This window comes from Brevundimonas abyssalis TAR-001 (genome assembly GCF_000466985.1).
In the GTDB taxonomy this organism is placed as follows: domain Bacteria; phylum Pseudomonadota; class Alphaproteobacteria; order Caulobacterales; family Caulobacteraceae; genus Brevundimonas; species Brevundimonas abyssalis.
This window is the reverse complement of sequence record NZ_BATC01000012.1, coordinates 37,707-60,861: the sequence shown is the minus strand read 5'-3', so window position 1 is coordinate 60,861 and position 23,155 is coordinate 37,707. Positions and strand designations below refer to the sequence as shown.

The following is a 23,155-nucleotide window of genomic DNA, read 5'->3' as shown; positions in this document are numbered from 1 at the left end:
GGGTTCCCCCTTCTCCCAACGGGAGAAGGGCAGGTCGTTACGCCGCCTTGCGCTGCGCTTCTTTTTCGTCCCGCGCCGCATTGATGCGCGCTTCCGCGATGGCGTCGGCGATCTCGTGGGTCGGGCGCTTTTCGGCGTCGGAGCGCTCCAGCACCTCCTCCAACGTCTGCATCAGCCGGTCCACCTTGCCCTCGACCCATTGCGGATCATACGAGCCGCCGGTTTCGCGGGCGCGCATTTCGGAGGCCACATTGATGATGCCGCCGCCGTTCACCACGTAGTCCGGCGCATACAATACACCGCGGCGGAACAGCTCCAGGCCGATCTCCGGCGTGGCCAGCTGGTTGTTGGCCGCGCCCACCACCGCCCGGGCCGTGATGCGGTCCAGGGTCTTCTCGTTCAGGGTCGCGCCCAGGGCGCACGGCGCATAGATGTCGGCCTGGACGTCATAGATGGCGTCCGGGGCCACGATCTCGGCGCCCGTGCGGGCCGCGACCTCTTCCAGCGCCTGGGTGTTGACGTCGGTGATGATCAGCTTCGCGCCGGCCTTCGCCAGCTTGTCGGCCAGATAGCCGCCCACATGGCCCACGCCCTGCAGGGCCACGGTCAGGCCGGTCAGGTCGTCCTGCTTCCACAGGCGGCGCGCGGCCACCAGGGTGGAGCGATAGACGCCCTCGGCGGTGACGGGGCTGGGGTCGCCCGAGCCCTCCTTGCCGCCGGACAGACCGACCACATAGGGGGTCTCCTTGCGGGCCTCGGCGATGTCCTCCACCGACACGCCCACGTCCTCGGCCGAATAATAGGTCCCGCCCAGGGTGTTCAGCGCGCGACCGAAGGCGCGGAACAGCTCCGGCGTCTTCTGTGTGCGGCTGTCGCCCATGATGACCGACTTGCCGCCGCCCATGTCCAGATCGGCCACGGCGTTCTTGTAGCTCATGCCGCGCGACAGACGCAGAACGTCCTCCAGAGCCTCGGCCGAGGAGCCGTAGTTCCACATGCGGCAGCCGCCCACCGCGGGGCCCCGCGCGGTGGAGTGCACCGCGACAATGGCCTTGAGGCCGGTTTTCTCGTCAAAGAAGGCGTGCACGCCTTCGTGTTGTGCGAAAGACGGCGAATCGAAAAGCGTCATGCCCTGAACTGAGCCTTCCCTGAGCAGATTTTTGTGCGCGCCAGATACGCCGCCTGCTCTTGCCGGGCAAGCATGACGGTTTCGAGGCGCTGACTATTTGGCGGGAACCGGCGGGGCGCCCGACGGGAACGGCGCGGCGGGATCGCGCAGGAAGGCCGCCACGTCCCCATAGACGCGCAGGGCCTGCCGGTCCCGGTTCAGCAGGTGCCAGCCGTCTTCGTAGAAGGCCGTGCGCAGGTTCGGCGGCTCACCTGCCCGCTCCAGCGCCAGCGCCATGGGCTCGTCCTCGATGATCTGGTCGTGGGTCCCGTAGAACAGGGCGGTCGGGACGCGGGTGCGGCCCAGATCGCGGCTGGCCGTCTCCATCAAGTCCACGAGGCCCGCCAGCGCGTCGAACCGGGTGGCGAAAATCATGTCCGGGTCTCGGCCCATGCGCAGCAGCTCCACCAGATTGTCCGAGGCGCGGATGTCGCGCACGGCCCAGTCGGGCGGCTCCAGCGCGGTGGAGCCCATCAGACGCGCCGCAGCCCACAGGCTGGCGCGATAGCTGAACGGCTGGCTGGACCAGCCCCACACCGCCGGGGCCAGCAGCACCAGCCGGTCGGCGGCGGGCGGACGGTCCGAGGCGAAGGCGGCCACGGCCACGGCCCCGCCCATACTCTCCCCGGCCACGGCGATGACCGCATCGGGGTGCCGGGCGCGGACCAGCGCCACGACCGTGCGCAGGTCCTCGGTCATCAGGTCCTGCCCGGCCCAGACCCCGCGTCCGGCGCCCGGCCGAAGCCGCGCTGGTCATAGGCGTAGGTGGCGACGCCTTGCTCCGCCCACTGCGGCCCGGCCAGATGGAACGAGGCCTTGTGGTCGTTCATGCCGTGCAGGGCCACCACCACCGCCCACGGCTCGCCCTCGGGCAGCCAGTGCAGCATGGGCAGCCGGGCGCCGTCCTGGACCACGAAGGCGTCTGGCTCGATGACGGACCCGGCGAAGCCCGGCGGCGGGGTCAGGGGCTGCTGCACCGTCGGCGCGCAGGCGGCCAAGGCCAGCATCAGGATCAAGGCGGAGACGGGACGGATCATGACGCCAGCATAGCCCGCACCCGCCCGCGCAGATAAGGGACCACCTCGGCCTCGAACCACGGATTGCGTCGCAGCCAGGCGGTGTTGCGCCAGGAAGGGTGCGGCAGGGGCAGGACGTCCGGCAGATAATCCCGCCACGCCGCCACGGTCGCGGTCATGGTCGGCTTCATGCGGTCCGCCAGCGCCCAGGCCTGGGCGTGGCCGCCCACCAGCAGGGTCAGCTCCACCTCCGGCAGGGCCTCCAGCAGGCGGGGCCGCCACAGCTGGGCGCAGCGCCTGGGCGGCGGATGGTCCCCGCCCCCCGCGGCCGTGCCGGGATAGCAGAAGGCCTGGGCCGCCACGCCGATGCGCGGGTCGCTATAGAAAACGTCCGAATCCACGCCCATCCAGTCGCGCAGGCGGTCGCCGGACGCGTCGGTGAAGGGGGCGCCGCTCTCATGCACCCGCCGCCCCGGCGCCTGGCCGCAGATCAGCAAGCGCGTCTCCGGCGCCACCATGACCACCGGCCGGGGCTCGTGCGCCAGTTCGCCCGCACAGGCGCGGCAGGCCCGGATCTCGGCGAGGACGGCGTTCAGGTCAGGCGGGGTCATCATCTCCAGGAGCATCCGGCAGCTTCAGCCGGATAACGCCCTTGAAGGCGTTCGGATCGACGGGCTTGCCCTTCTTGGTGATGATCAGGCGGCCTTCGCGGGCCAGGCCCACGGCCACGCCGCGGACCTTGGGCAGCATCCGCTGCCACTGCTCGGGCTGCAATTCCTTGGCCACATCGGACGGCTCGATGGACTTGCCGGGCGCCAGCCGGTTCAGGTGATCGAAAATGGCGCTCTCGATTGGATCGGTCATCGGGCCTATATGCTGCGCTGCAAAAGATATTTCGAGTCGGAGATTGAGGATGGTCGAGAAGATCACGGTGAGCGAGGGCGAATTCGCCGGCTGGCAGACCTATGACCTGCACGGCACCTTCGACCAGGTGGTGGGCCCGTTCTATTTCAAACCGGACCCCGACGGCCAGATGCGCTGCGCCTTCCGGGCCGAGCCCAAGCACATGAATGCGGGCGGGCGCATGCACGGCGGCTGCCTGATGACCTTCGCCGACATCGCCCTGTTCCAGACCGCCTATCAGGAGATGGAAGGCAAGTCCGGGGTGACGGTGCAGTTGGACTCCACTTTCATCGACGGCGCCCATGTGGGTGAACTGGTGGAGGCCACCGGCGAGGTGGTGCGCGCGGGCGGCTCGCTGATCTTCGTGCGCGGCCAGATCCACGCAGAGGGCCGAACCCTGATGACCTTCTCCGGCGTGATCAAGAAGTTCACCCCGCGGGCGTGAGGTCAGGCGCGCAGGATGGGGACCCCATACTGCTCGAGCTTTCGATCAGCCGTCGCAAAGACAAGCCCCTCAAGGCGAGCCTGACAGATCAGCAACCGGTCAAAGGGGTCGCCGTGGCCGTCGCGCGGCAGACTGCGCACGGCCCACACGTGATCGGCGGTAATCGGCAATCGCTCAAAGGGACCGTCATCGACAAGGGCTCGAAACCTCTCCGGAAGCCGGAGTTTGCCGATGGACAGCTTGATGGCGATTTCCCACAGGCTGACATCGCTGACGACGACGCGGGTCGTAGCCTGCGATTTTAGCCATTCGCGAAATTCCTCACCCAGCTGGTCCGGGTCGGTCAAGGCTCGGATCAGCACATTGGTGTCGATCAGGACCCTCAAGGCTTGTCGAGGCCCTTCTCGAACATGGCTTCGACCTCGGCGTCCGCTTCATCGAAATCCGGCGCGACCCAGACCTGCCCCTTGAGGGCGCCCAGCCACTGGCTGTGATCAACCCGTTCCTGCTCGCTCTGCACCGGCACAAGACGCACGAGCGGCTTGCCCGCCCTGGCGATCGTCACGTCCTCGCCGGCGAGGGCGCGTTCGATCAGCTTCGACAGATTGGTCTTGGCGTCATGGATGTTCGCGATGGCGGCCATGGCAGGTAAGCTAGGTTAGCTAACGTCGGAGCGCAACTCACGCAGAGCGGACACGCCCCGACGCCAGGGCCAGCGCCGCCGCAAGACCCGCCGCCGGATAGAGCGCGACGAGGCCCCCGAGGCTGAAGGCCAGAGCCCCCAGAATCGCGCCGACGGTCAGCCCGCCCCACAACATCAGCGGAGGCGCCACATCCCGCAGCGGGCCGCCGCGCATGGCCGCCGCCAGTGTATGGCCGATCTTGACCAGGGCGCCCGTCATGTAGGTCAGCCCGACGCCTACCTGTCCGTTCCGGAGAAAGACCGCGTTCTCGAGCCCCATGGCGACCACCATGCAGGTGACGGCGATGACAGGGCGCCCCATTCCAGCCGCGAGCGCCGCCGCCAGCAACAGGGCGGCTTCCACGGCCAGCACACGGGCCCGCGGACGCGGACCGGCTCCAGACGCGACAAGAGCGCCGAGCATGGCCCCGATCACGAACAGCAGAAGGATCAACCCGGCGACGCCGGCCAGACGCCAGTCACCCTGGGCCAGACCTGCGGCCATGCGCGTGGTGTTGCCGCTCATGAACGAGACGAACAGACCGCCCAGCTGCAGGAAGCCGATGCTGTCCACATAGCCGGCCAGCGCCGCCAGCAGCACGGCCATCCAGCGTTCGACCGGCGCCAATACCTGCATGGCGGCCTCCGTTAAAGCCCTGCCTTCGCCGTCGGACGGGCGCGGCAAGCCTCGAGCCAGCGGTTGAAGTGGATGTAGTCCTCGGGCGGGCGGTATTTGATCAGGCGGCCGAAATCCACGCCGGTGGCGGCGACGATGTCGGCGATGGTGAAGCGGTCCGTGGCGATGAATTCCCGATCGGCCAGACGGCGGTCCAGAACCTTCATGTAGCGCTCGGCGCTGTCGCGGTTATAGGCGGCCACCTCGGGCTTGGGCTCTTCCAGCGTGGCCAGCGCCGGATGGGTGAAGCGCACCGTCAGCATCATCGGCGTGGACAGGTACATCTCGACCCGACGGGTCCACATCTCGATCTCGGCCTGTTCACGCGCATCCCGGCCAAACAGGTTCGGTTCCGGATACAGCGTCTCCAGATAGCGGCAGATGGCCAGGGATTCCGAGATGCAGGTCCCGTCGTCCAGCTCCAACGCCGGGACGTGCGGCGCGCCTACCTTGTCGCGATATTCGGACGTCCGATGCTGACCGGCGAGCAGGTCCACTTGCACGATCTCGATGTCCTCGATGCCCTTTTCCGCCATCAGCCAGCGGACGCGGCGCGGATTGGGCGCGCGTTGGGTGTCATAGAGCTTCATGGGTCGCCCTCCGGTTCGTTTCTTTTCGAAACCTAACCGGTGAAGATGCTGTCCGGCAAGGCGCCGACCACCGAGGTGGTGACCAGGGTGGCCAGGAACCCGCCCATCAGCGCCTTCCAGACCAGACCCAGCACCATCTCGCGCCGTTCCGGGATCAGGATGGACAGGCCAGTGACCGAAATGCCCACCGAACCGATGTTGGCGAAGCCGCACAGGGCATAGGTCATCAGGCGCCGGGTGCGCTCGCTGATCTCGCCGTCGGGAATGCCGCCCAGCTCGATGAAGGCACGAACTCGGTCAGGGTCAGCTTGACCCCCAGCAGCCAGCCGGCCTTGCCCGCTTCGCTCCACTCGACCCCCGTGGCCCACGCCAGCGGCGCGAAGGCGAAGCCCAGCAGGCGCTCCACCGTCACCGGCTCGCCGAACAGCCAGAAGCCGCCGATCATCATATTGACCAGGGTCATCAGGGCCACGAACACGATCAGGATGGCCGAGATGTTGAGCACCACCATCAGGCCGTCGGCCGTGCCCTTGGAGATGGCGTCGATGGCGCTGTCGTACTTCAGGGCCGAGTCGTATTCGGCGTAGGCGCCGCCCTCCCCCGGCTTCTCCGGCACCAGAATGCGGGCCAGAAGCACGCCCGCCGGAGCCGAGACGATGGACGCCACCAGCACATGGCCCGCCGCATTGGGCAGCACCGGCGCCAGGATGGTGGCGTAGGCCACCATGGTCGAGCCCGCCACGGTGGAGAAGCCCACCGTCATCAGCAGGAAGATCTCCGACCGGGTCAGCTTGTCCAGATAGGCGCGGATGACGATGGGGCTCTCGATCATGCCCAGGAAGATGTTGGACGCCACCGCCAGCGCCGAGGCCCCGCCCAGCCCCATGGATTTCTGGAACAGCAGGCCGAAGCCCCGGGTGATCCACTTGAGGATTTTCCAGTGCCACAACAGGGCCGACAGCGCCGAGATCACCAGAATCAGCGGCAGGACCTGGAAGGCGAAAACGAACAACGCCTCCTGGTTCTCCACCGAATAGGGCTGATCCCCGCCGGCCAGATAGCCGAAGATGAACTGGGCCCCGCGCCGGGTGGCGGTCGCCAGCCCCTCCACCGCGCCGGAGATCACCGCCAGCCCGATATCCGCACCCGGCACCCCGAACACGAACAGGATGATGGCCGTCTGGACCGCCACCGCGCCCAGCGCCAGCTTCCACGGAAAGGCCCGCCGGTTCTCCGACAGCACCCAGCACAGGCCGATGATGACCGCCAGGCCAATCAGGCTCTGGGCGTTGAGAAGGGTGAACATCGACAAGGGTCCCCGCGCGCGTTCCTCCCTGTAGCGGTCGTCGCGCCGGGTGCAAGCAGATCATGCGCGGGACGATCGCTCCAGACCGATCAGCCGGTCGACGCTCCAGGCGCCGGGGCCTCGCGAGATCAGATAGAGCATGGGCCCTGCCCACATCAGGTGGGTCGGCCAACCTGTCGGGATGACGAACAGCTGGATCACCACCGTCATGCCCAGCAGGGCCAGGGCCGAGAACCGGGTGAACAGCCCCAGCACCAGCAACACCGGAAACAGATGCTCGGCCCAGGTGGCCAGATAGGCGGCGGCGTCCGGCGGCAGCAGGGGCACGCGGTACTCTTCGGCGAACAGGAAGAAGGTGGTGTCCGACAGGGTCAGGACGCCATCCACCTTGGTCCGTCCCGAGATGAAGAAGACCGCCGCTACGCCCAGCCGCATGACAAGGGCCAGCAGGCTGTGCGGCGTCAGCGTCTCGAGGCGTGCATGCAGGGTTTCGAGCGGAAAGCGGCGGGTGGCGGGGGCGTCGGCAGCGGTGGTCATGGATTGAACTCCTGCGAGGATTGAAGGACGCCCCATGCCGTCAGTTCGGCCATGAGGTCGGCTGGGGTCTGGCCCGGATGGTCGATCAGCACGCGCGCCATGACAGCGCCGCCGGTCAGGCCGCGCCGGACAGAGTCCAGAACCGTCCATTCGGCGTCCGTCAGCAGCCGCGCGCGGACCTCGGCTTGCGGCCTGTGGATCAGAAGCGACTGCGTCTCGGGCGACCAGCGCATGGCGGCGCCCGGCTGATCCGGATAGCGGTGGGCCAGCCACAGGGCCGGCGCGCTCCAGTCGAAACGGAACAGCCGCGCCGAGGGATGAAGCGGTCCCGGCCCGCGATCCGGCGCCAGATGGGCCTCGGTCCAGGCGCGATCCAGCCGCGCCGCCGGGACCAGATAGGGCAGTTCCCGCGCCGGCGGGAACGACGCCAGAAAATCCGGAAACGTCTCGCCATACGCCGCCAGCGCGGGATCGGGGTCCGGGTGCGCGCGCATGAAGGCGCGGGCCGCTCCGGCGAACCAGTCCTCGCCCACCATCTCCGCCACCACCGGATAGTTGGCGGCCAGCGCCTCGATGCGGCTCCGGGCGGCGGTGTTGCGATAGATCGTCAGACCCGCCAGCCCGCGCGCGTCCAGCGCCAGCCATGGCGACAGGCCCTCCGGCGCTCCGGCCAGGGCCCTGTGAAAGGCGTCGTGGAACTCAGACATGGGCCACGCTCCGCCGCTGACTGGCGGTCAGCAGGCCGTGCGCCCGCTCACGTTCGGCGAGCAGGATTTCGAACGGCGGCAACTCGGCGTCCCGTTCGATCAGGGTCGGCCGTGGGCCCGTGCGCGCGATCAGCCGGTCATAAAGCGCCCAGACATCCTCGCAGACAGGCGCGGCATGGCTGTCGATCAGCAGGGTCTCGCCCCATTCCGAATCCGGCGTGCTGCCCGCCAGGTGAACCTCGCCGATCAGCCCGGCGGGCACCGCGTCCAGGTAGACGGTCGGGTCGAAACCCAGATTGCGGGCGCTCACATGGACATTGTTTACGTCCAGCAACAGGCCGCAGCCGGTGCGCCGGGCAAGGGCGGTCAGGAACTCGACCTCCTCCATCTCGTGGCCTTTAAGGGCCAGATAGAGCGACGGGTTCTCGATCAGCAGCGGGCGACCCAGCACGTCCTGGGCCGCATCCACATGGTCGCAGATGCGGTCCAGCAGCGCCCGGGTGCGCGGAAACGGCAGCAGGTCCGGGTGATAGGTCCCCGCGTGGCGGGACCAGGCCAGGTGTTCGGACACCACGAACGGCTCGAAGCGGTCGATCAGGGCCCTGAGCGCCTGCAGATGCGCGGCGTCCGGCGGCTCGGCGCCCGCCAGCGACATCCCCACCCCGTGCAGGGACAGGGGATGCCGCTCGCGGATCGCGGCCAGCCAGCCCAGGCGCGGACCGCCCGCGACCATGTAGTTTTCGGGGTGCACTTCGAACCACAGGCCGGCCGTCGGACAGGCCAGGGCGTCGGCGTAGTGCCGTGGCTTCAGACCCAGTCCGGCGGACGGCTGCATGGACGGTCTCCCCGGATCAGCGGTTGACGGGCGTCAGGGAGCCCATACCGCGGGGCGTCTCAATGGAGGTGCAGGTGCCCTTGGGCACATACTTCCAGGCGTTGCCCTGCCAGTCGCGGGTCGAGGTGCCGGCGCAGCTTGTGCCCGGCCCGGCGGCGCAGTCGTTCTGGCCCGCGCGGGACACGCCGTAGCAGCGCTCCATCTCGCCGCGCTGCGCGCCTTCGGCGTTCTGTCCGCCGGACTGGGCGGCGGCGACGCCGACGCCGACGGTCATCAGGGCGGCGGCGCCGGTCAGGATCAGGGTGCGGTTCATCGGGATCTCCTTGAGTGCGATCGGAACCTGAGTGGTCCGACAACACCGGGTTCGACGTCCGCCCCGCGAAGGTTACAGCCGGTCGGCGAAATTTGTCGGCCTGCTTTTTTCTAGACCGCGTGTAACCTTTGGCGTCCCCGGACGAACCCGGAACCAGTCGTGGCCGAACGTGAAGTCCATCTGAAGCGGTTGATGCAGGCGGGTCTGGCGGGTGACGCCGCGGCCTGGCGAAGCCTGTTGACGGAACTGCGGGATCCTTGCGGGCCTTCTTCCGGCGACGTCTGTACGACGGCGAGGCCGACGCCGAGGATCTGGTGCAGGAGACCCTGATCGCCATCCACGCCAAGCGCGCGACCTTTCAGCCCGACCAGAGCGTCGGGGCGTGGTGCTTCGCCATCGCGCGCTACAAGCTGATCGACCATCTGCGTCGCCAGGGGCGTCGCGCCACCGTGCCGCTGGAGGACCATCAGGACGTGCTTTGGGCATCCGAAACCGCCGAGGAGGGGGTGGCGCGCCGCGACCTGTCGCGGGTGCTGTCCATCCTGCCCGCCCGACAGCGCCGGCTGATCGAGGATGTGCGCCTGTCCGGATTCAGCGTGGCCGAGGCCGCCGACCGCAACGGATTCAGCGAGGGCGCGGCAAAGGTCAGCGTCCACCGCGCCATGAAGACCCTGACCGCCAGCGTGACCGCCCATGAAGACTGATGATCTCATCGACGCCCTGGGCGCCGGGCTCGAGCCCGTCGGGCCCGCCCGGCTGAGCCCCGCCGCCCTGACTCTCGCCGCCGCGGCGGCCGTCGTGGCGGTGCTGTTCCTGCTCGGCCTGCGTCCCGATCTCGGTGCCGCAGTCCAGGGCCCGGCGTTCTGGGCCAAGGCCGCCTATACGGGCGCGCTGGCCGTCGTCGGCGGCTGGCTGGTGCTGCGGCTGGGCTGTCCGGGCGCATCGGCGCGGCCGCCGGGCCTGGCGTTCGCCGCCGTCGTCGGCGCAGCCCTGGCCGTCGGCGCGGGCGAGATCCTGCTCTCGGCGCCCGACGCGCGCATGGACGTCTGGCTGGGGGACACCTGGCGCTATTGCTCCGCCAACATCCTGAAGGTGTCCGTTTTCGCTGCGCCGTTCATCTGGCTTTCGGCGCGAGGACTGGCGCCCACGCGCCGGTCCGGGCCGGGGCCGCCATGGGCGTGCTGACCGGCGCTGTGGGGGCTACGGCCTATGGTCTGCATTGCCCCGAGGCGACCGCCGCCTTCGTGGCCACATGGTATGCCCTTGGGGTGCTCCTGTGCGGCGCGGTCGGCGCCCTCACCGGACGCTACGCCCTGCGCTGGTGAGCGCCACGATCACGGCGGTTTGCCGCAGCGGTCCGGCAAGCTAGGCTGTTCGCCTCTCTGGATTCGGGGCGCGACATGAAGACTTCCACCCTCCTGGCCGCGCTCGCGCTGGGCCTGTCCATTCCGGCCGTGGCCGACGCCCAGCAGGTGCTGCGCCCCGGCATGACCATAAGCGGCCAGCTGTCCCCGGGCGACGCCCGGCTGAACAGCGGCGAGTTCATGGACGTCTATGAGCTGGACGGGCGCAGCGGCGACCGTCTGACCGTCCTGATGACCTCGGGCGCGGTGGATTCCTATCTGATGATGGACGGTCCCGGCGGCTTCAGCGACGAGAACGACGACGCGGAATCCGGCGATCTGGACGCGCGCCTGGACGTGCGCCTGCCCGTGTCCGGCCGCTACCGCATCGTGGCCACCAGCTTCGCGCCCGGCGAGACTGGCGCCTACCAGATCGCGGTGGTGGACGCGCCCGGAGCCCCGTGGGCGGCGCCCCGGGCGGCGGCGTGATCGAGCCCGGCCAGACCGTCAGCGGAACCCTGGCCTCCGGCGACGAGCGGCTGGACAGCGGCGAGTACCGCGACAGCTGGACCCTGCGCGGACGGCGCGGCGACCGGGTCGTGGTGCGGCTGTCCTCCAGCGACTTCGATCCCTACCTCATGGTGCGCGGCCTGGGCCTCAGCGAGGACAATGACGACGACCCGTCCCAGCGCGGCGGGCTGAACAGCCGGCTGGAGTTCACCTTCCCTGAAAACGGCGAGGTGGTGCTGTCCGCCACCAGCTTCGAGGCCGGAGAGACCGGCCGCTACAGCCTCAGCGTGACCCGCGCCGACGCCGGGGCGTCGCGCCCCGATCCGACGCCGGGCGCGGCCACGGGCGCCATCGCCGTGGGCGAGCAGGTCCGGGGCCGTCTCGGCGAGGGCGACGCCCAGCTGCGCAGCGGCGAATATGTGAACACCTTCACCCTGCGCGGCCGGGCCGGAGAGCGGGTCGAGATCGCCCTGACCTCCGACCAGTTCGACCCCTTCCTGATGCTCTCCGGGCCGGGCGGCTTCTCCACCTTCAACGACGACGACCCGACCGGGAACGGCGGGCTGAACAGCCGTCTGATCACGACCCTGCCGGCGGACGGCGCCTACGAGATCACCGCCACCAGCTATGCGCCGGGCGAAAGCGGCGACTACCGGCTCAGCGTCTCCCGTCCGGGCGCCGAGGTGGCCGACACGCCGACCCGCGGCGAACAGGCCGCGCCGTCCGGCGGCCGCCTGTCCATCGGCGACACCATCAGCGGCAGCCTTGCGGCCGGGGACGCCCAGCTCAACTCGGGCGAATACAGCGACAGCTACACCTTCATCGGCCGGCGCGGTCAGCGGGTGGCCATCGACGCGGTGTCCGACGAGTTCGACACCTATCTGATGCTCAGCCCGCCCACCGGCGACCAGCTGGACAACGACGACGGCCCCGACGGCACCAACGCGCGCCTGACCGAGGTGCTGGCCGAGGACGGCGAATACACCATTCAGGTCACCAGCTTCGCGCCCGGCGAGACGGGCCGCTACACCCTGTCGGTGACGCAGGGCCAGGAATCCGAACGCCAGCGCACCGTGCAGGCGGGCCAGCGCGTCTTCGCCGTCATGGTGGGGGTCTCGGACTATCCCGGCGACCACAACGACCTGCCCTTCACCGACGAGGACGCCATCAAGCTGGAGGAAGAACTGGCTCGTCAGGGCGTGCTCAACCCCGCCAGCATCGTCCTGACCAACGCCCAGGCCACCCGGGCCTCCGTGACCGCCGCGTTCCGCGAGGTGGCCGCCCAGGCCGGGCCGGACGACCTGTTCATCTTCTTCTTCTCGGGCCACGGCGTGCAGGAAGACAGCGACGACCCGGCCGAGCTGGACGGCCGGCGCGAGCTGCTGTCGCTCCACGACGGCGACCTGTCCGACGACGAGCTGGCCGCCCTGTTCGAGACCGTGGACGCCCGCCTCGCCCTGCTGGTGATCGACGCCTGCTACAGCGGCGGCTTCGCCCGCGACATCATCACCCGCCCGGGCATCATGGGCGTCTTCTCCTCCGAGGAAGACCTGACCAGCGCCGTGGCCGACAAGTTCCAGGCCGGGGGCTATCTGTCCACTTCCTGCGTACGGGGCTGGAAGGCGCCGCCGACGAGAACGGCGACAATCTGGTCACCGCCGGCGAACTGTCCACCTATCTGCGCCGCCAGTTCCAGGTGGAGGTCGCCGACGTCCAGGCCGAAACCGCCGACGGCCAGCGCAACTACCAGAACCTGGTCATCGACCGCGGCGGCGTGCAGGTGGACGACGTGATCCTCCGGCTGGCGGGGGAGTGAGGCGCAAGCCAGCAGGGCGCGGGCTTGCCCCTCCGGCAGATTGAGGGAGCGCCCTCCTGCGTCAGATGACGAGTCTGGTCACGGCAAACGCATCAGCGGCGGCAGGGGTCCGTCGTGCAGGCGCCCGATGAACTCGAACAACGGCCAGGCCGCCAGAAAGGGAAGGCCGTCCAGCAGGGTCCTGACGAACAGCCCGGGCCTGATGGTCAGTTCCTGGCTCGTGCGCCACAGCCTCGGGTCTGGAAGAAATCGGGGCGTCGGACCTGCATAGATCGGGTAGGCCTCCGGAAAGGCCCTCGACAGATAGACTTCCTCCTGCCGGACCACCGCCATGAAGATCAGCACGGTCACGGCTGTGAAGGCCAGGGTCAGCAGCAGGCTGCCGGTCTGGGCCAGGGCCCCGAACGTGCCGATGATGCTGAAGGAATAAAGGGGGTTCCGGCACAGGGAGTACGGACCTTCCTGCACGAGCTCGCTTTTCTTGCGTCCGCCGATGTAGAGCGAACACCAGGCGCGGCCGACGATGGCGGTGAGGATCAGGAGGATTCCGGCATCTCCGGTGACGCGCCGTATCCATGAGCCCTCGGGCCAGCCGGAGCCGACTGTCAGGACGGCGAACAGCATGATTACGGATGCGAAGCCGAGCACGCGTTTGCGCCGACGCTGGACCGCCTGAAGGTCCGGAAGAATCAAGTCTGACAAGGGAGTCCTCATTTTACGGCTGGCTTCATGGCCGGCACGCCTGCGCCCTGAAGCTTGCAGCCAGCTTGCAGAGCCAGGCTGAAGGCCGCCCCCGAACGTTGGTGTTGACCAACCCGGGCCCGGACGTGGACAAAGCGTGATGCGGATCCTGATGGCCGAGAATGATCGACTGCTCTCGGAGGCGCTGGGCCGCCGGCTGACGGACGCCGGGCACGCCGTCGATGTCTTCGCCACGGTCGCCGACTCCGAGATCGCGTGGCGATCAACGAGCTATGACCTGTCCATCGTCGATGTCATGCTGGATGACGGCGACGGGCGTACCCTCGTCAGATCAGCGCGCGCCGCCGGCCTGAGAACGCCGACCTTGATGCTGACCGCTCGCGACGAGATCGGAGATCGGGTGGCCGGACTCGATGCGGGCGCGGACGACTACCTAGTCAAGCCGTTCTCGACGGACGAACTGATGGCCAGGCTCAGAGCGCTCCGGCGCCGCTCGGCCGAGGTCACGGTGACCGAGTTCCGGATCGGGAATCTCGTCTATGCGCCCCAGAGCATGAGCCTCACGGTCGCGGAGGGGGCCGTCAGGCTGACGGCCCAGGAACATGCCGCGCTCGACAAGCTGATCCGGGCGGGCGACCGTGTGACGCCCAAGCGGATGCTGGGCGAACACCTCTACGCCTTTCATCAGGACTGGTCGGACAATGCGATCGAAACCCTGATTCATCGGCTGCGCAGAAAGCTGTCGAAGGCGGGAGCGACGGTCGAGGTCAAGACGCTCAGGGGCCTGGGCTACGTTCTGTGCGAGACCGGCGAATGAAGCGCGCCTATCGCCTCGACGTCAGGCTCGCGATCGTCGTGACCGTGATGTCGGCCCTGACGCTGATCCTCGCCGGCACGATCCTGACGCTGGAATTCACGCGCGGCCAGTTCGCGATCGAGGAGCGAGGGCTCTCTACCCAGATCAGGGAGTGGGCTCCGTCCGTCCGGCGCGGTCCCGATGGGACGGTGGCGTTCGTTCACCCCCCGGAGCCCTCGTCCGAAATCGATCCGCCCTACACGGGACTGCTGACGGGCGATCGCCCGGTCTATGGCTACACCCTGGTGGACGCCGACGGGACGGTGCTGGATCGCTCGGAGTCGAGGGCGCCGTCGGGGCGGCCGGGCGCCGCCGGCTCCGACGTCGTGCTCTCGAGCGGCCCGGCGCTGGACGGATCCGGCCCTCTTCTCATCGCCGAACTGTACGTCCCGGAGGCCGGAGTCTGGTTCCGGCTGGCGCGGGCGCGGGCGGACGTGTCTGCACTCGCCAGCACCTTCTTCGCCGAGTCTCTCGCAGAACTGGGATGGGCGGCCGTGGCGATGTCGCTGGTTCTGGTCATGACCGCGGTGGTCATCGTCCGGTTCAGTCTCCACGACCTGCGGCGGGTCGCGGCCCAGGCCGGGCGGATCACGTTCGACACCCTGGGCCACGAGCGGCTTGTCGGCGCGTCGGCGCCTGCGGAGGTCCAGCCGCTGATCCACGCCGTCAATCAGGCCCTGGACAGTATCGAAGCCGGCGCCGCGGCCCAGCGCGACTTCTCCATTCACGCCGCCCATGAGCTTCGGACACCCCTCTCGGACCTGAGGCTACGGCTCGAATCCCTGCCGCACGACCACGACCGGGATGCGGCCATGCGCGACGTCGATGCGATGGCGCGACTGATCGAGCAACTGCTGAACATCGCGCGTCTGGATGGAGGCGCGGCCTTCGCCCCGGCGCCGCTGGATCTGGCCGAGACCGTGGCCCAGGTCCTGCGCGAGGCCGCGCCGCGCCTCGTGTCCGCCGGATGGTCCCTGGAGGCGGACGGCCTGGACACGCCGACGGAGGTCATCGGCGATCCGACCCTGATCGCCCTCGTCATAAGGAACCTTCTGGACAACGTCCGGAAGCATACCCCTGCCGGAACACGGGTAAGCGTTGTGGTTTCCGCCGATGGATCAGTCCTGCTGCGCGACACAGGGCCGGGCCTGCCGCGCTCATTCCCCGACTCCGGCTTCTCCCGGTTCGTTCGGGGAACCGGAGATTCGCGTTCCGGGAGCGGACTGGGGCTGGCCATCTGCGAAAGCGCCATGCGCCGCATGGGCGGCGACTTCATTCTGGAGCGAGCAGACAGGCGTAAAGGCGCGGCGTTCCGGATGATGTTCAAGCCCACTGGGCCCACGCCGTCTTCATGATCGGGAGCGGCGAGACCGCTCGCGGCCGCAGGCCGCCGCCATATCGCCTCATTGATGACGGCTGATCACGGAACCGTGATGCCGGAGGTTTTGAAATGCGGACTCGTCTGATCGTCGTCGCCTGCGTGGTGGCCTTGTCGGGATGCGGGCAGGCCAGCGAATACACGTCCGAAGACGCTGCCGAAGGCGCCATGATGGAGGTCGCTCCGGCGGGGGACGCTGCGGCCTCGGCCGGGGAGCCCACGGCGCCCGCCCCCGCGACCCCGGCGCGGATCGCCTACGTCTATCGCTACACCCTCAGCCTGCCCACCGAGCAGGCGCTGTCGCTGATGGCGCGGCATGAGCAGGCCTGCATCGAGGCGGGTCCGACGGTGTGTCAGGTGCTGGGGGCGGCCTCGAACCGGGATGGACAGGACACCCTGTCGGCCCAGCTTGACCTGCGCGCCACGCCCGCATGGATCGCCGCCTTTCGCCAGGCGTCGGCGCACAGGCGGAGGACGCCGGCGGACGGGTCGCCTCCTCCTCGACCGAGAGCGAAGACCTGACCCGGCAGTTGACGGACACACAGGCGCGGCTGAACGCCCTGACGACCCTGCGCGACCGGTTGCAGCAGTTGCTGGCGAACCGCTCGGGACCGCTGGAGCAACTTCTTGAGGTGGAGCGCGAACTGGCGCGGGTGCAGGGCGAACTGGACGCCACGAGATCGGCCTTGGAGACCATGCGGACGCGGGTGCAGACCTCGCGCCTGACCGTCAACTATCAGTCCGCCGGACAACTGGCGCCGGACAGCGCATGGCGGCCGGTTTCGAATGCGCTCAGCAATGCCCTGACGGCCTTCACCTCCACGCTGGGCGGGCTGATCCTGATCGTGGCCGGACTGCTGCCGATCGCGCTGATTGCGGTGCCGCTGGTCTGGCTGGGCCTGAAATGGCGCGCCCGGCGCAATCAGAAGATCGCCAGACCGAAGCCCGTCGAGACCGATCAGCCCTGACGCCGCACCAGCCGCCCATAATCCTCCATCAACCCCAGGCTCAACTCGCCCGGCGTGAAGCTGTACTCGCCGATCTGGCCCACGGGGGTGACCTCGGCGGCGGTGCCGGTGACGAAGCACTCGGTGAAGCCGGACAGCTCCTCGGGGCGGATGTGGCGGACCACCACCTCGATGCCCTTCGCCGCCGCCAGATCGATGACCGTGCGGCGGGTGATGCCGTCGAGGATGGCGTCGGTGGGCGGGGTGTGCAGCGCGCCGTCCTGGACGAAGAAGACGTTGGCGCCGGTGGCCTCGGCCACATAGCGCGCCAGTCCAGCATCATGGCGTCGGAGAAGCCGTTCTTCTCGGCCGCCATCTTGGACAGGGTGCAGATCATGTACAGGCCCGCCGCCTTGGCCGCCGAGGGGGCGGTGGCCGGGTCGGGCCGGCGCCACTTGGCCCACTCCAGCCGGATGCCCTTCGCCTTGGTCGCGGCGTCGAAATAGCTGGGCCACTCCCAGGCGGCGATGGCCACGCGCGTCTTGTTGGGGAAGGCCGAGACGCTCAGCTGCTCGGGACCCCGGAAGGCGACGGCGCGGATGTAGCAGTCGGAGAAGCCCATCTTGGCGCAGGTGGCGCGCTTGGCGTCGTCCAGATCGGCGACGCTGAACGGGATTTCGAAATCCAGCATGCCGGCGGATCGGTGCAGACGCTCGGAATGCTCTGTGATCTTGAAGATTTCCCCGTCATACATACGCTCGCCTTCAAACACGGAAGAGGCGTAGTGTAGGCCGTGGGTCAGAACGTGCGTATTCGCCTCCCGCCAGGGAACGAAGTCACCGTCCATCCAGATCCAGCCGTCACGATCGTCGAAGGGAACGAACGTCATTGAATAAAATCTCCTGCACCGATTCTCCGTTTAGAACGGGCGCGGCGGCTCAGGTCAACGCCTCGCCGCGCGGAGGGGTCCGGTGAGCGCGTCGGATTCCCATACCGGGGCGGGCCGTTCCGGCCCCGTGGCCGCGCCCGGCGAGGGGCGGCATCTGCTGGTCGTGGACGACGACGACCGCATCCGTGAGCTGCTGAAAGAGTATCTGGCGCGCGAGGGATTCCGCGTCACCGGCGCCGCCCACGCGGCCGCCGCGCGGCGGCTGATGGAGCTGCTGGAGTTCGACCTGGTGGTGCTTGACATCATGATGCCGGGCGAAGACGGCCTGTCCCTGACCAGCTGGGTGCGGTCCAAGGCGGCCACATCCAGCACCCCGGTCCTGCTGCTGACCGCCCGCGGGGATGCGGATGACCGCATCGAGGGCCTGTCGCGCGGCGCGGACGACTACATGTCCAAGCCCTTCGACCCCCGCGAGCTGCGCCTGCGCATCGACGCCATCCTGCGCCGCACCGGACCCAAGCCCATCGGGCCGAAGGAGGTCCGGCTGGGCGACGCCCTGTTCGACATGGAGCGGCTGGAGCTGACCCGCGACGGCCAGCCCCAGCGCCTGACCGAGGCCGAGGCCCAGTTGCTCAAGACCCTGGCCCAGAGCGCCCACGCGCCGGTCGAGCGCATGCAACTGGCGTCGGACACCGCCGACATCACCGGCCGCGCCGTGGACGTGCAGGTGACACGCCTGCGCCGCAAGCTGGAGAAGGATCCCAAGAACCCCCGCTATCTGCAGACGGTGCGCGGCGTCGGCTACATGCTGGCGCCGGACTGATGAGCCCGTCCACCGGCCACGCCTGGCGTTACTGGCCCCGGTTCTGGGCCCGGTTCCTCAGGCGGCGGCTGCCCAGCTCCCTGTGGGGCCGGTCGCTGCTGATCATCATCCTGCCGGTGTTCCTGATGCAGGTTGCGGTGACCTGGGCCTTTTTTTGACGCCCACTGGCAGACTGTGACCGCGCGTCTTTCCGAAGGCCTGGCCGGGGAGATCGCCTGGGCGGTGGAGAGCTACCGCGACGACCCCTCCCCCTCGAATCTGGCCACCATCGCCGACCGCGCGGAACGGTCGATGCAGCTGTCCATCGCCCTGCAGGAAGGCCGGACCCTGCCCGACGACCGGGATTCCAGCGTTTTCGGCGTGGTCGACCGCACCATCAACGAAGCTCTGGACTCCCGGCTGGATGACCCGTTCTGGTTCAGCACCACCGATTATCCGGCCTATGTGGACATCCAGGTCCAGCAGCCTCAGGGGGTGTTGCGCATCATCGCCCCGCGCGAGCGGGCCATCGCCACCCAGGGCCACATCTTCGTCCTGTGGCTGACCCTGGCCACGGTGCTGCTGATGTCCGTGGCCATCCTGTTCATCCGCAACCAGGTGCGCGCCATCGAGCGGCTCGCCGAGGCGGCGGAGGACTTCGGGCGCGGCATCGACGCGCCGCGTTTCCGCCCGTCCGGCGCGCGCGAGGTGCGCTCCGCCGCCCGCGCCTTCATGGACATGCGCGAACGGATCCAGCGCCACATCGAACAGCGCACCGTGCTGCTGGCCTCGGTCAGCCACGACCTGCGCACGCCCCTGACCCGCCTGAGGCTGGAGCTGGCCCTCGCCGACCAGACCAGGCGCACCCAGGCGATGCAGGGCGATCTGGACGAGATGGAGCACATGATCGACGAATACCTGGCCTTCGCGCGCGGCGAGGCCGGGGAGGCGTCCCAGTCCATCGACCTGAAGGCCCTGCTTGAGGCCATAGGCGCCCAGATCAAGAAGCGCGGCGCGAAGGTGGAGATCGTCGCGCCCGAGCCGTCCGTCGAGGCCAGGGTCCGCCCCCTCGCCTTTCGCCGCGCCCTGACCAATCTGGCCGGCAACGCGGCCGACCACGGCGGACGCGTGCGCCTGTCGCTGGGCCGGGTCGGCGGCGGCGTGGAGATCGCGGTGGAGGATGACGGGCCCGGCATCCCCGAAGCCCAGCGCGAGGACGCCTTCCGTCCGTTCTCCCGCCTCGACGACGCGCGCAACCAGAACACCAAGGGGGTGGGCCTGGGCCTGGCCATCGCCCGGGACGTGGCGCGCAGTCACGGCGGCGACATCACTCTGGACGCCAGCGATCTGGGCGGGCTGAAGGCGGTGATCCGGCTGCCGGGCTGACACCGGAGGCATCACGATTTCGCGCGGCGCCTCTGGCGAAATCGGCGGATCGAGCGCATCTTTCCTGCCGTGGGGCTGTCATTCAGGTTCGCCAGGAGGCTCGCCAATGCGTACACTTTCCTTCCTCGCCGCCGCGGGCGTCGCCGCGGCTTTGGCGGGCGCGGCCCATGCCCAGCCCGCCGAGGTCACGGTCACACTCGGCGACCGCCTTGAGCGCGAAGCCGGCCGGGAGCTCGGCCACGCCGAGGTGGCCGAACAGGCCCGCGCCCTTGAGGCCCGGCTCGAGCGGGAGCTGGCGTCCAATCCCGCCTATGAGGGGGCGCGCATCCATCTGGTGCTGACGGACGTGGCCCCGAACCGGCCCACCCGGCAGCAGCTGAGCGACACGCCGGGCCTGGACTACATCCGCAGCTTCAGCGTCGGCGGCGCCGCCATCGAAGGCGAGATCACCACCGCTGACGGCCAGGTCCGTCCGGTCCGGTATGACTGGTACAGCCACGACATCCGTGACGCGCGCTATCAGAGCACCTGGCAGGACGCGGACCGCGCCTTCATGCGCTTCTCGCGTCGTCTGGCCGAAGGCCGGCTCTAGATCCGGATCAGGATCAGCTGCCGGACAGCTCGGTCGCCCGGCGACCGCGGCGGCGGCGGCTTCGGACACCAGCCGCTCCAGCGATCCGTCCTTCGCGAACACATCGAGCGCCGCCCGCGTGGTGCCGCCCGGAGACGCCACCCGCGCGATGAGGTCCTCGGCGCGGGCGCCGTCCTGTTTCATGGCGGCGGCGGCTGAAACCAGCGTCCCGGAGGCCAACGCCTCGGCCTGTTCCGGCGACAGCCCTTGCTCCACCCCGGCCTTGGTCAGGGCGTCCACAAAGGCGAAGAAATAGGCCTGGCCCGAGCCGGACACCGCCGTGGCCGCGTCCATCAGGCCGTCATCGGCCAGCCCCACCACACGGGCGACGGGGCCGAACAGGCCGCGCACCTTGTCCAGATCGGCGTCGGTTTCCGCCCAGATGGAGGCCACGCCCTCGCCCACCGCCATGCTGGTGGTGGGCATGACACGCGCCACGGGCCGCGACTTGAAGCCGTCCGAAAGCGCTGAGGCCCGCACCCCGGCCATCATGGAGATGATCAGGCGTCCGGCGCCAGCTTTGCATCCATGTCGGCGGCGACCCGCCGCCACATGGCCGGCTTCACGCCCAGGATCACGCGGTCGGCGCGGGCCAGGGCCTCGTCGCCGGGATTGATCAGGGCGCCCTTCTCGCGCGCCGTCTCGGCGACCGGCTTGGAGGACGGGGTGACGATGATCAGATTCCGCAGGTCCAGCCCGCCGGTCTTCAGCCACCCTTCGACCAGGGACGACCCCAGTCGTCCGCAGCCCACGAGAATTACAGGTCGATCCGTCAAGGCGTCAGGCGGTTCCCGCGGTTTCAAAAAGGCAGGCGTCGATGGCGTCACGCGGGGCGCTGCCCCCGCGGATCAGATAGTCGAACGCCGGGAAATAACGGTCGGCCGCGTCGATGGCCGCATCGATCATGGACGCCGCCTGGGCCAGGGTCGGCCGTTCGCCGTGCGGCAGGGCCAGGGCGTGGCGGAACACGATCTCGCCGTCCTCGCTCCAGACCTCGAAATGGCCCAGCCAGACCCGCTGGTTCAGCAGGGACGCCAGTTCATAGGCCGCCGCGCGGCGGGACTTCTGCGCCCGGATGTCCAGCGAACAGCACAGCTGCAGGCAATCCCCCTCGGGCCGCCAGGCGAACCACAGCTCGTAGTCCTTCCAGTCGCCCGCCAGGGCGAAGGCCAGGTCGCCCTGGTCGTTGCGGTCAAACGGCAGGTTCTCGGCCGTCAGCACATGCTCCACCACATCGAGCGGGTCGTATGGGGTTTCGACCTCGTCGGGGGTCAGTGCGTCCATGAAACTTTCCGATTCCCTGTGGGAGGCGTGAGAGGACGAAGCGACTCAGGCTCCGTCTCAGGACGGTAGGCGTGTTCGCAGATTCGGCTCAACCGGCTGCGTCCTTCGGGCGAGCCCCCGCTGTGGACGTTCCCTTTCCAGGCGTCTTTGCGGCTGTTTTGACGGGCTTTTTCAGTTCCGCGACCTCGGCGCGCAGGGCCGCGATCTCGGCCTTGAGCACATCGAACTCGTCGCGGCGCACCAGATCCATGTCGGCCACGAAGCGGTCGGCCTGGGCGCGCCATGCGCTTTTGGCCTCCTCGCCCGCCGCCTGGGCCAGGCCCATGGCGCCGGTGGTCAGCTTGGCGAATTCATCGAGAAACGGATTGCGGGTCTGCATGGGACTGTCCTGGCGACTGGAAACGACTCAACGGACGCACCGCGTCCGTTAACCTTCCGCCCGATATGGTGAATGAAACCTTGATGTCGATGCGGCCCGTCGTCCCGGAGACGAGAAAACGGGGCGACGGCCCCCGCGACGCTTGCTAAACGAAGCCCACCCCAGCCGATGGAGTCCCGCGTGATCTTTCCCGAATTCGATCCGGTCCTGATCCAGCTGGGGCCTTTGCCCATCCGCTGGTACGCCTTGGCCTATGTCGCGGGCATCGTCCTGGGCTGGCGCTATGCGGTGATGCTGTCCAGGCGCACCAGCCTGTGGACGCCGCGCACGCCTCCGGTCTCGGGGCCGCAGATCGACGATCTGGTGCTGTGGATAACCCTCGGCATCATCGGCGGCGGGCGGCTGGGCTATGTGCTGTTCTATCGCCCCGACCTGCTCGGCCAGATCTTCACCGGATCGAGCCTCGGCGAACGGCTGGAGATTCTGCAGCTCTGGACCGGCGGCATGTCGTTCCACGGCGGTCTGATCGGGGTCGCCATCGCGCTGTTCTTCTTCGCGCGCAGCCAGAAGATCAATCCCCTGTCGCTGGGCGACCTGATCGCCCCGGTGGCGCCCATCGGCCTGTTCTTCGGCCGCATCGCCAATTTCATCAACGGCGAGCTGTGGGGCCGCCCGACCGATGGCCCGCTGGGCGTGGTGTTCTGCAACGACCGGATCCTCGAGCTTTACGGCTATTGCCCCGCCGGTCTGGAACCGCGGCACGCCAGCCAGCTTTATGAAGCCGCGCTCGAGGGCCTTGTCCTGTTCGTCATCCTGGCTATGGCTGTCTGGAAATGGCGCCTGCTGGCCAAGCCCGGTTATGTCACCGGCATCTTCCTGCTGGGCTACGGTCTGTCCCGGGCGGTGCTGGAGACGGTGCGCGAGCCCGACACCCATATGCCGGACGCCCTGCAGGGCATGGTGACCATGGGCATGCTGCTGTCCATTCCCATGATGCTGATCGGTGCCTGGCTGATCTGGCGGGCCTGGAGCCGACCGCCCGCGCAAGGGTGAT

At 68.8% G+C, this 23,155-nt stretch carries 26 protein-coding genes and 5 pseudogenes; 12 read left to right on the top strand and 19 right to left on the bottom strand.

Annotated features, from left to right (window positions below; genetic code table 11):
• Window positions 1-37 precede the first annotated feature (37 nt).
• The 4 genes and pseudogenes from MBEBAB_RS05385 to MBEBAB_RS05370 form a co-directional block, all read right to left on the bottom strand.
• A complete protein-coding gene (locus MBEBAB_RS05385) occupies window positions 38-1,129 on the bottom strand; it encodes a Glu/Leu/Phe/Val family dehydrogenase (protein ID WP_021696925.1) in 1,092 nt (363 codons plus the stop codon).
• A gap of 93 nt (window positions 1,130-1,222) precedes the next feature.
• A pseudogene (locus MBEBAB_RS05380) lies at window positions 1,223-1,998 on the bottom strand (alpha/beta fold hydrolase).
• Between the two features lie 203 nt (window positions 1,999-2,201).
• A complete protein-coding gene (locus MBEBAB_RS05375) occupies window positions 2,202-2,810 on the bottom strand; it encodes a uracil-DNA glycosylase family protein (RefSeq protein ID WP_021696923.1) in 609 nt (202 codons plus the stop codon).
• Window positions 2,782-3,048 (bottom strand): DUF3253 domain-containing protein, encoded by a 267-nt coding sequence (locus tag MBEBAB_RS05370; RefSeq protein ID WP_021696922.1) that lies wholly within the window; start codon window positions 3,046-3,048, stop codon window positions 2,782-2,784. The genes MBEBAB_RS05375 and MBEBAB_RS05370 overlap by 29 nt, the downstream gene beginning before the upstream one ends.
• Window positions 3,049-3,097: 49 nt before the next feature.
• Between MBEBAB_RS05370 and MBEBAB_RS05365 the strand changes: the two genes are divergently transcribed.
• The gene (locus MBEBAB_RS05365) at window positions 3,098-3,532 is read left to right on the top strand and encodes a PaaI family thioesterase (RefSeq protein WP_021696921.1); all 435 of its coding nucleotides are present in this window, start codon (window positions 3,098-3,100) and stop codon (window positions 3,530-3,532) included.
• 2 nt (window positions 3,533-3,534) lie between these two features.
• On the opposite strand, the gene MBEBAB_RS05360 is transcribed toward MBEBAB_RS05365, so the two are convergent.
• The 9 genes and pseudogenes from MBEBAB_RS05360 to MBEBAB_RS05320 all read right to left on the bottom strand — a co-directional run bounded on the left by MBEBAB_RS05360 (window position 3,535) and on the right by MBEBAB_RS05320 (window position 9,178).
• Window positions 3,535-3,918 carry a type II toxin-antitoxin system VapC family toxin gene (locus tag MBEBAB_RS05360; protein WP_021696920.1) on the bottom strand — a complete coding sequence of 128 codons (384 nt, stop codon included), beginning with the start codon at window positions 3,916-3,918 and terminating at the stop codon, window positions 3,535-3,537.
• The gene (locus MBEBAB_RS05355; protein WP_021696919.1) at window positions 3,915-4,175 is read right to left on the bottom strand and encodes a type II toxin-antitoxin system Phd/YefM family antitoxin; all 261 of its coding nucleotides are present in this window, start codon (window positions 4,173-4,175) and stop codon (window positions 3,915-3,917) included. The genes MBEBAB_RS05360 and MBEBAB_RS05355 overlap by 4 nt, the downstream gene beginning before the upstream one ends.
• A gap of 37 nt (window positions 4,176-4,212) precedes the next feature.
• Complete coding sequence (locus MBEBAB_RS05350) at window positions 4,213-4,851, bottom strand: YoaK family protein (protein ID WP_021696918.1); 639 nt, start codon at window positions 4,849-4,851, stop codon at window positions 4,213-4,215.
• A gap of 11 nt (window positions 4,852-4,862) precedes the next feature.
• Entirely contained in the window at window positions 4,863-5,480 is a 618-nt protein-coding gene (locus MBEBAB_RS05345; protein ID WP_021696917.1) for a glutathione S-transferase family protein, read from the bottom strand.
• A gap of 32 nt (window positions 5,481-5,512) precedes the next feature.
• Window positions 5,513-6,786, bottom strand: a pseudogene (locus MBEBAB_RS05340) (NupC/NupG family nucleoside CNT transporter).
• 60 nt (window positions 6,787-6,846) lie between these two features.
• A complete protein-coding gene (locus tag MBEBAB_RS05335; protein WP_021696915.1) occupies window positions 6,847-7,323 on the bottom strand; it encodes a DoxX family protein in 477 nt (158 codons plus the stop codon).
• Window positions 7,320-8,030: an HvfC/BufC N-terminal domain-containing protein gene (locus MBEBAB_RS05330; protein ID WP_021696914.1), complete on the bottom strand. Its 711-nt coding sequence runs from the start codon at window positions 8,028-8,030 to the stop codon at window positions 7,320-7,322. Before MBEBAB_RS05330 ends, MBEBAB_RS05335 begins: the two co-directional genes overlap by 4 nt.
• Entirely contained in the window at window positions 8,023-8,865 is an 843-nt protein-coding gene (gene bufB / locus MBEBAB_RS05325; RefSeq protein ID WP_021696913.1) for an MNIO family bufferin maturase, read from the bottom strand. Before bufB ends, MBEBAB_RS05330 begins: the two co-directional genes overlap by 8 nt.
• Before the next feature lie 16 nt (window positions 8,866-8,881).
• A complete protein-coding gene (locus MBEBAB_RS05320; protein WP_021696912.1) occupies window positions 8,882-9,178 on the bottom strand; it encodes a BufA1 family periplasmic bufferin-type metallophore in 297 nt (98 codons plus the stop codon).
• Window positions 9,179-9,435: 257 nt separating this feature from the next.
• On the opposite strand from MBEBAB_RS05320, the gene MBEBAB_RS05315 reads away from it, so the two are divergent.
• The 4 genes and pseudogenes from MBEBAB_RS05315 (at window position 9,436) to MBEBAB_RS05300 (ending at window position 12,824) form a co-directional block, all read left to right on the top strand.
• Window positions 9,436-9,882 carry a sigma-70 family RNA polymerase sigma factor gene (locus tag MBEBAB_RS05315; RefSeq protein ID WP_021696911.1) on the top strand — a complete coding sequence of 149 codons (447 nt, stop codon included), beginning with the start codon at window positions 9,436-9,438 and terminating at the stop codon, window positions 9,880-9,882.
• Window positions 9,872-10,503, top strand: a pseudogene (locus MBEBAB_RS05310) (NrsF family protein). The gene MBEBAB_RS05315 and the pseudogene MBEBAB_RS05310 overlap by 11 nt, the downstream one beginning before the upstream one ends.
• Window positions 10,504-10,578: 75 nt before the next feature.
• Window positions 10,579-11,010, top strand: a complete 432-nt coding sequence (locus MBEBAB_RS05305) for a PPC domain-containing protein (RefSeq protein WP_021696909.1) — start codon at window positions 10,579-10,581, stop codon at window positions 11,008-11,010.
• Window positions 10,983-12,824: a caspase family protein gene (locus tag MBEBAB_RS05300; protein WP_021696908.1), complete on the top strand. Its 1,842-nt coding sequence runs from the start codon at window positions 10,983-10,985 to the stop codon at window positions 12,822-12,824. The genes MBEBAB_RS05305 and MBEBAB_RS05300 overlap by 28 nt, the downstream gene beginning before the upstream one ends.
• A gap of 101 nt (window positions 12,825-12,925) precedes the next feature.
• Here MBEBAB_RS05300 and MBEBAB_RS05295 read toward each other — a convergent pair whose 3' ends face one another.
• Window positions 12,926-13,471: a methyltransferase family protein gene (locus MBEBAB_RS05295; protein WP_242397088.1), complete on the bottom strand. Its 546-nt coding sequence runs from the start codon at window positions 13,469-13,471 to the stop codon at window positions 12,926-12,928.
• 217 nt (window positions 13,472-13,688) lie between these two features.
• On the opposite strand from MBEBAB_RS05295, the gene MBEBAB_RS05290 reads away from it, so the two are divergent.
• The 4 genes from MBEBAB_RS05290 (at window position 13,689) to MBEBAB_RS05275 (ending at window position 16,751) form a co-directional block, all read left to right on the top strand.
• Window positions 13,689-14,366, top strand: coding sequence for a response regulator (locus MBEBAB_RS05290; RefSeq protein WP_021696906.1), 678 nt, complete (start codon window positions 13,689-13,691; stop codon window positions 14,364-14,366).
• Complete coding sequence (locus tag MBEBAB_RS05285) at window positions 14,363-15,760, top strand: sensor histidine kinase (RefSeq protein WP_021696905.1); 1,398 nt, start codon at window positions 14,363-14,365, stop codon at window positions 15,758-15,760. Before MBEBAB_RS05290 ends, MBEBAB_RS05285 begins: the two co-directional genes overlap by 4 nt.
• A 95-nt stretch (window positions 15,761-15,855) precedes the next feature.
• The gene (locus tag MBEBAB_RS05280) at window positions 15,856-16,305 is read left to right on the top strand and encodes a DUF4349 domain-containing protein (RefSeq protein ID WP_021696904.1); all 450 of its coding nucleotides are present in this window, start codon (window positions 15,856-15,858) and stop codon (window positions 16,303-16,305) included.
• Between the two features lie 8 nt (window positions 16,306-16,313).
• A complete protein-coding gene (locus MBEBAB_RS05275; protein WP_021696903.1) occupies window positions 16,314-16,751 on the top strand; it encodes a DUF4349 domain-containing protein in 438 nt (145 codons plus the stop codon).
• On the opposite strand, the pseudogene MBEBAB_RS05270 reads toward MBEBAB_RS05275, so the two are convergent.
• A pseudogene (locus MBEBAB_RS05270) lies at window positions 16,742-17,619 on the bottom strand (branched-chain amino acid aminotransferase). The gene MBEBAB_RS05275 and the pseudogene MBEBAB_RS05270 overlap by 10 nt on opposite strands.
• A gap of 127 nt (window positions 17,620-17,746) precedes the next feature.
• On the opposite strand from MBEBAB_RS05270, the gene MBEBAB_RS05265 reads away from it, so the two are divergent.
• Together MBEBAB_RS05265 and MBEBAB_RS05260 are read left to right on the top strand one after the other, a co-directional pair.
• The gene (locus tag MBEBAB_RS05265) at window positions 17,747-18,442 is read left to right on the top strand and encodes a response regulator (RefSeq protein WP_045318901.1); all 696 of its coding nucleotides are present in this window, start codon (window positions 17,747-17,749) and stop codon (window positions 18,440-18,442) included.
• Window positions 18,442-19,807, top strand: a pseudogene (locus tag MBEBAB_RS05260) (ATP-binding protein). Before MBEBAB_RS05265 ends, MBEBAB_RS05260 begins: the two are co-directional and overlap by 1 nt.
• Before the next feature lie 82 nt (window positions 19,808-19,889).
• Here the strand turns inward: MBEBAB_RS05260 and MBEBAB_RS17300 are convergent.
• From MBEBAB_RS17300 to MBEBAB_RS05245, 4 genes are all read right to left on the bottom strand, one after another.
• Window positions 19,890-20,864 carry a pyrroline-5-carboxylate reductase family protein gene (locus MBEBAB_RS17300; RefSeq protein ID WP_242397087.1) on the bottom strand — a complete coding sequence of 325 codons (975 nt, stop codon included), beginning with the start codon at window positions 20,862-20,864 and terminating at the stop codon, window positions 19,890-19,892.
• A 74-nt stretch (window positions 20,865-20,938) separates the two neighbouring features.
• Window positions 20,939-21,190, bottom strand: coding sequence for a pyrroline-5-carboxylate reductase family protein (locus MBEBAB_RS17295; RefSeq protein ID WP_021696898.1), 252 nt, complete (start codon window positions 21,188-21,190; stop codon window positions 20,939-20,941).
• A gap of 28 nt (window positions 21,191-21,218) precedes the next feature.
• Window positions 21,219-21,722, bottom strand: coding sequence for a type III secretion system chaperone family protein (locus MBEBAB_RS05250; RefSeq protein ID WP_021696897.1), 504 nt, complete (start codon window positions 21,720-21,722; stop codon window positions 21,219-21,221).
• 88 nt (window positions 21,723-21,810) lie between these two features.
• Window positions 21,811-22,101 carry an accessory factor UbiK family protein gene (locus MBEBAB_RS05245; RefSeq protein ID WP_021696896.1) on the bottom strand — a complete coding sequence of 97 codons (291 nt, stop codon included), beginning with the start codon at window positions 22,099-22,101 and terminating at the stop codon, window positions 21,811-21,813.
• A gap of 180 nt (window positions 22,102-22,281) precedes the next feature.
• On the opposite strand from MBEBAB_RS05245, the gene lgt reads away from it, so the two are divergent.
• Window positions 22,282-23,154: a prolipoprotein diacylglyceryl transferase gene (gene lgt, locus MBEBAB_RS05240; RefSeq protein ID WP_045318910.1), complete on the top strand. Its 873-nt coding sequence runs from the start codon at window positions 22,282-22,284 to the stop codon at window positions 23,152-23,154.
• Window position 23,155: the final 1 nt, after the last annotated feature.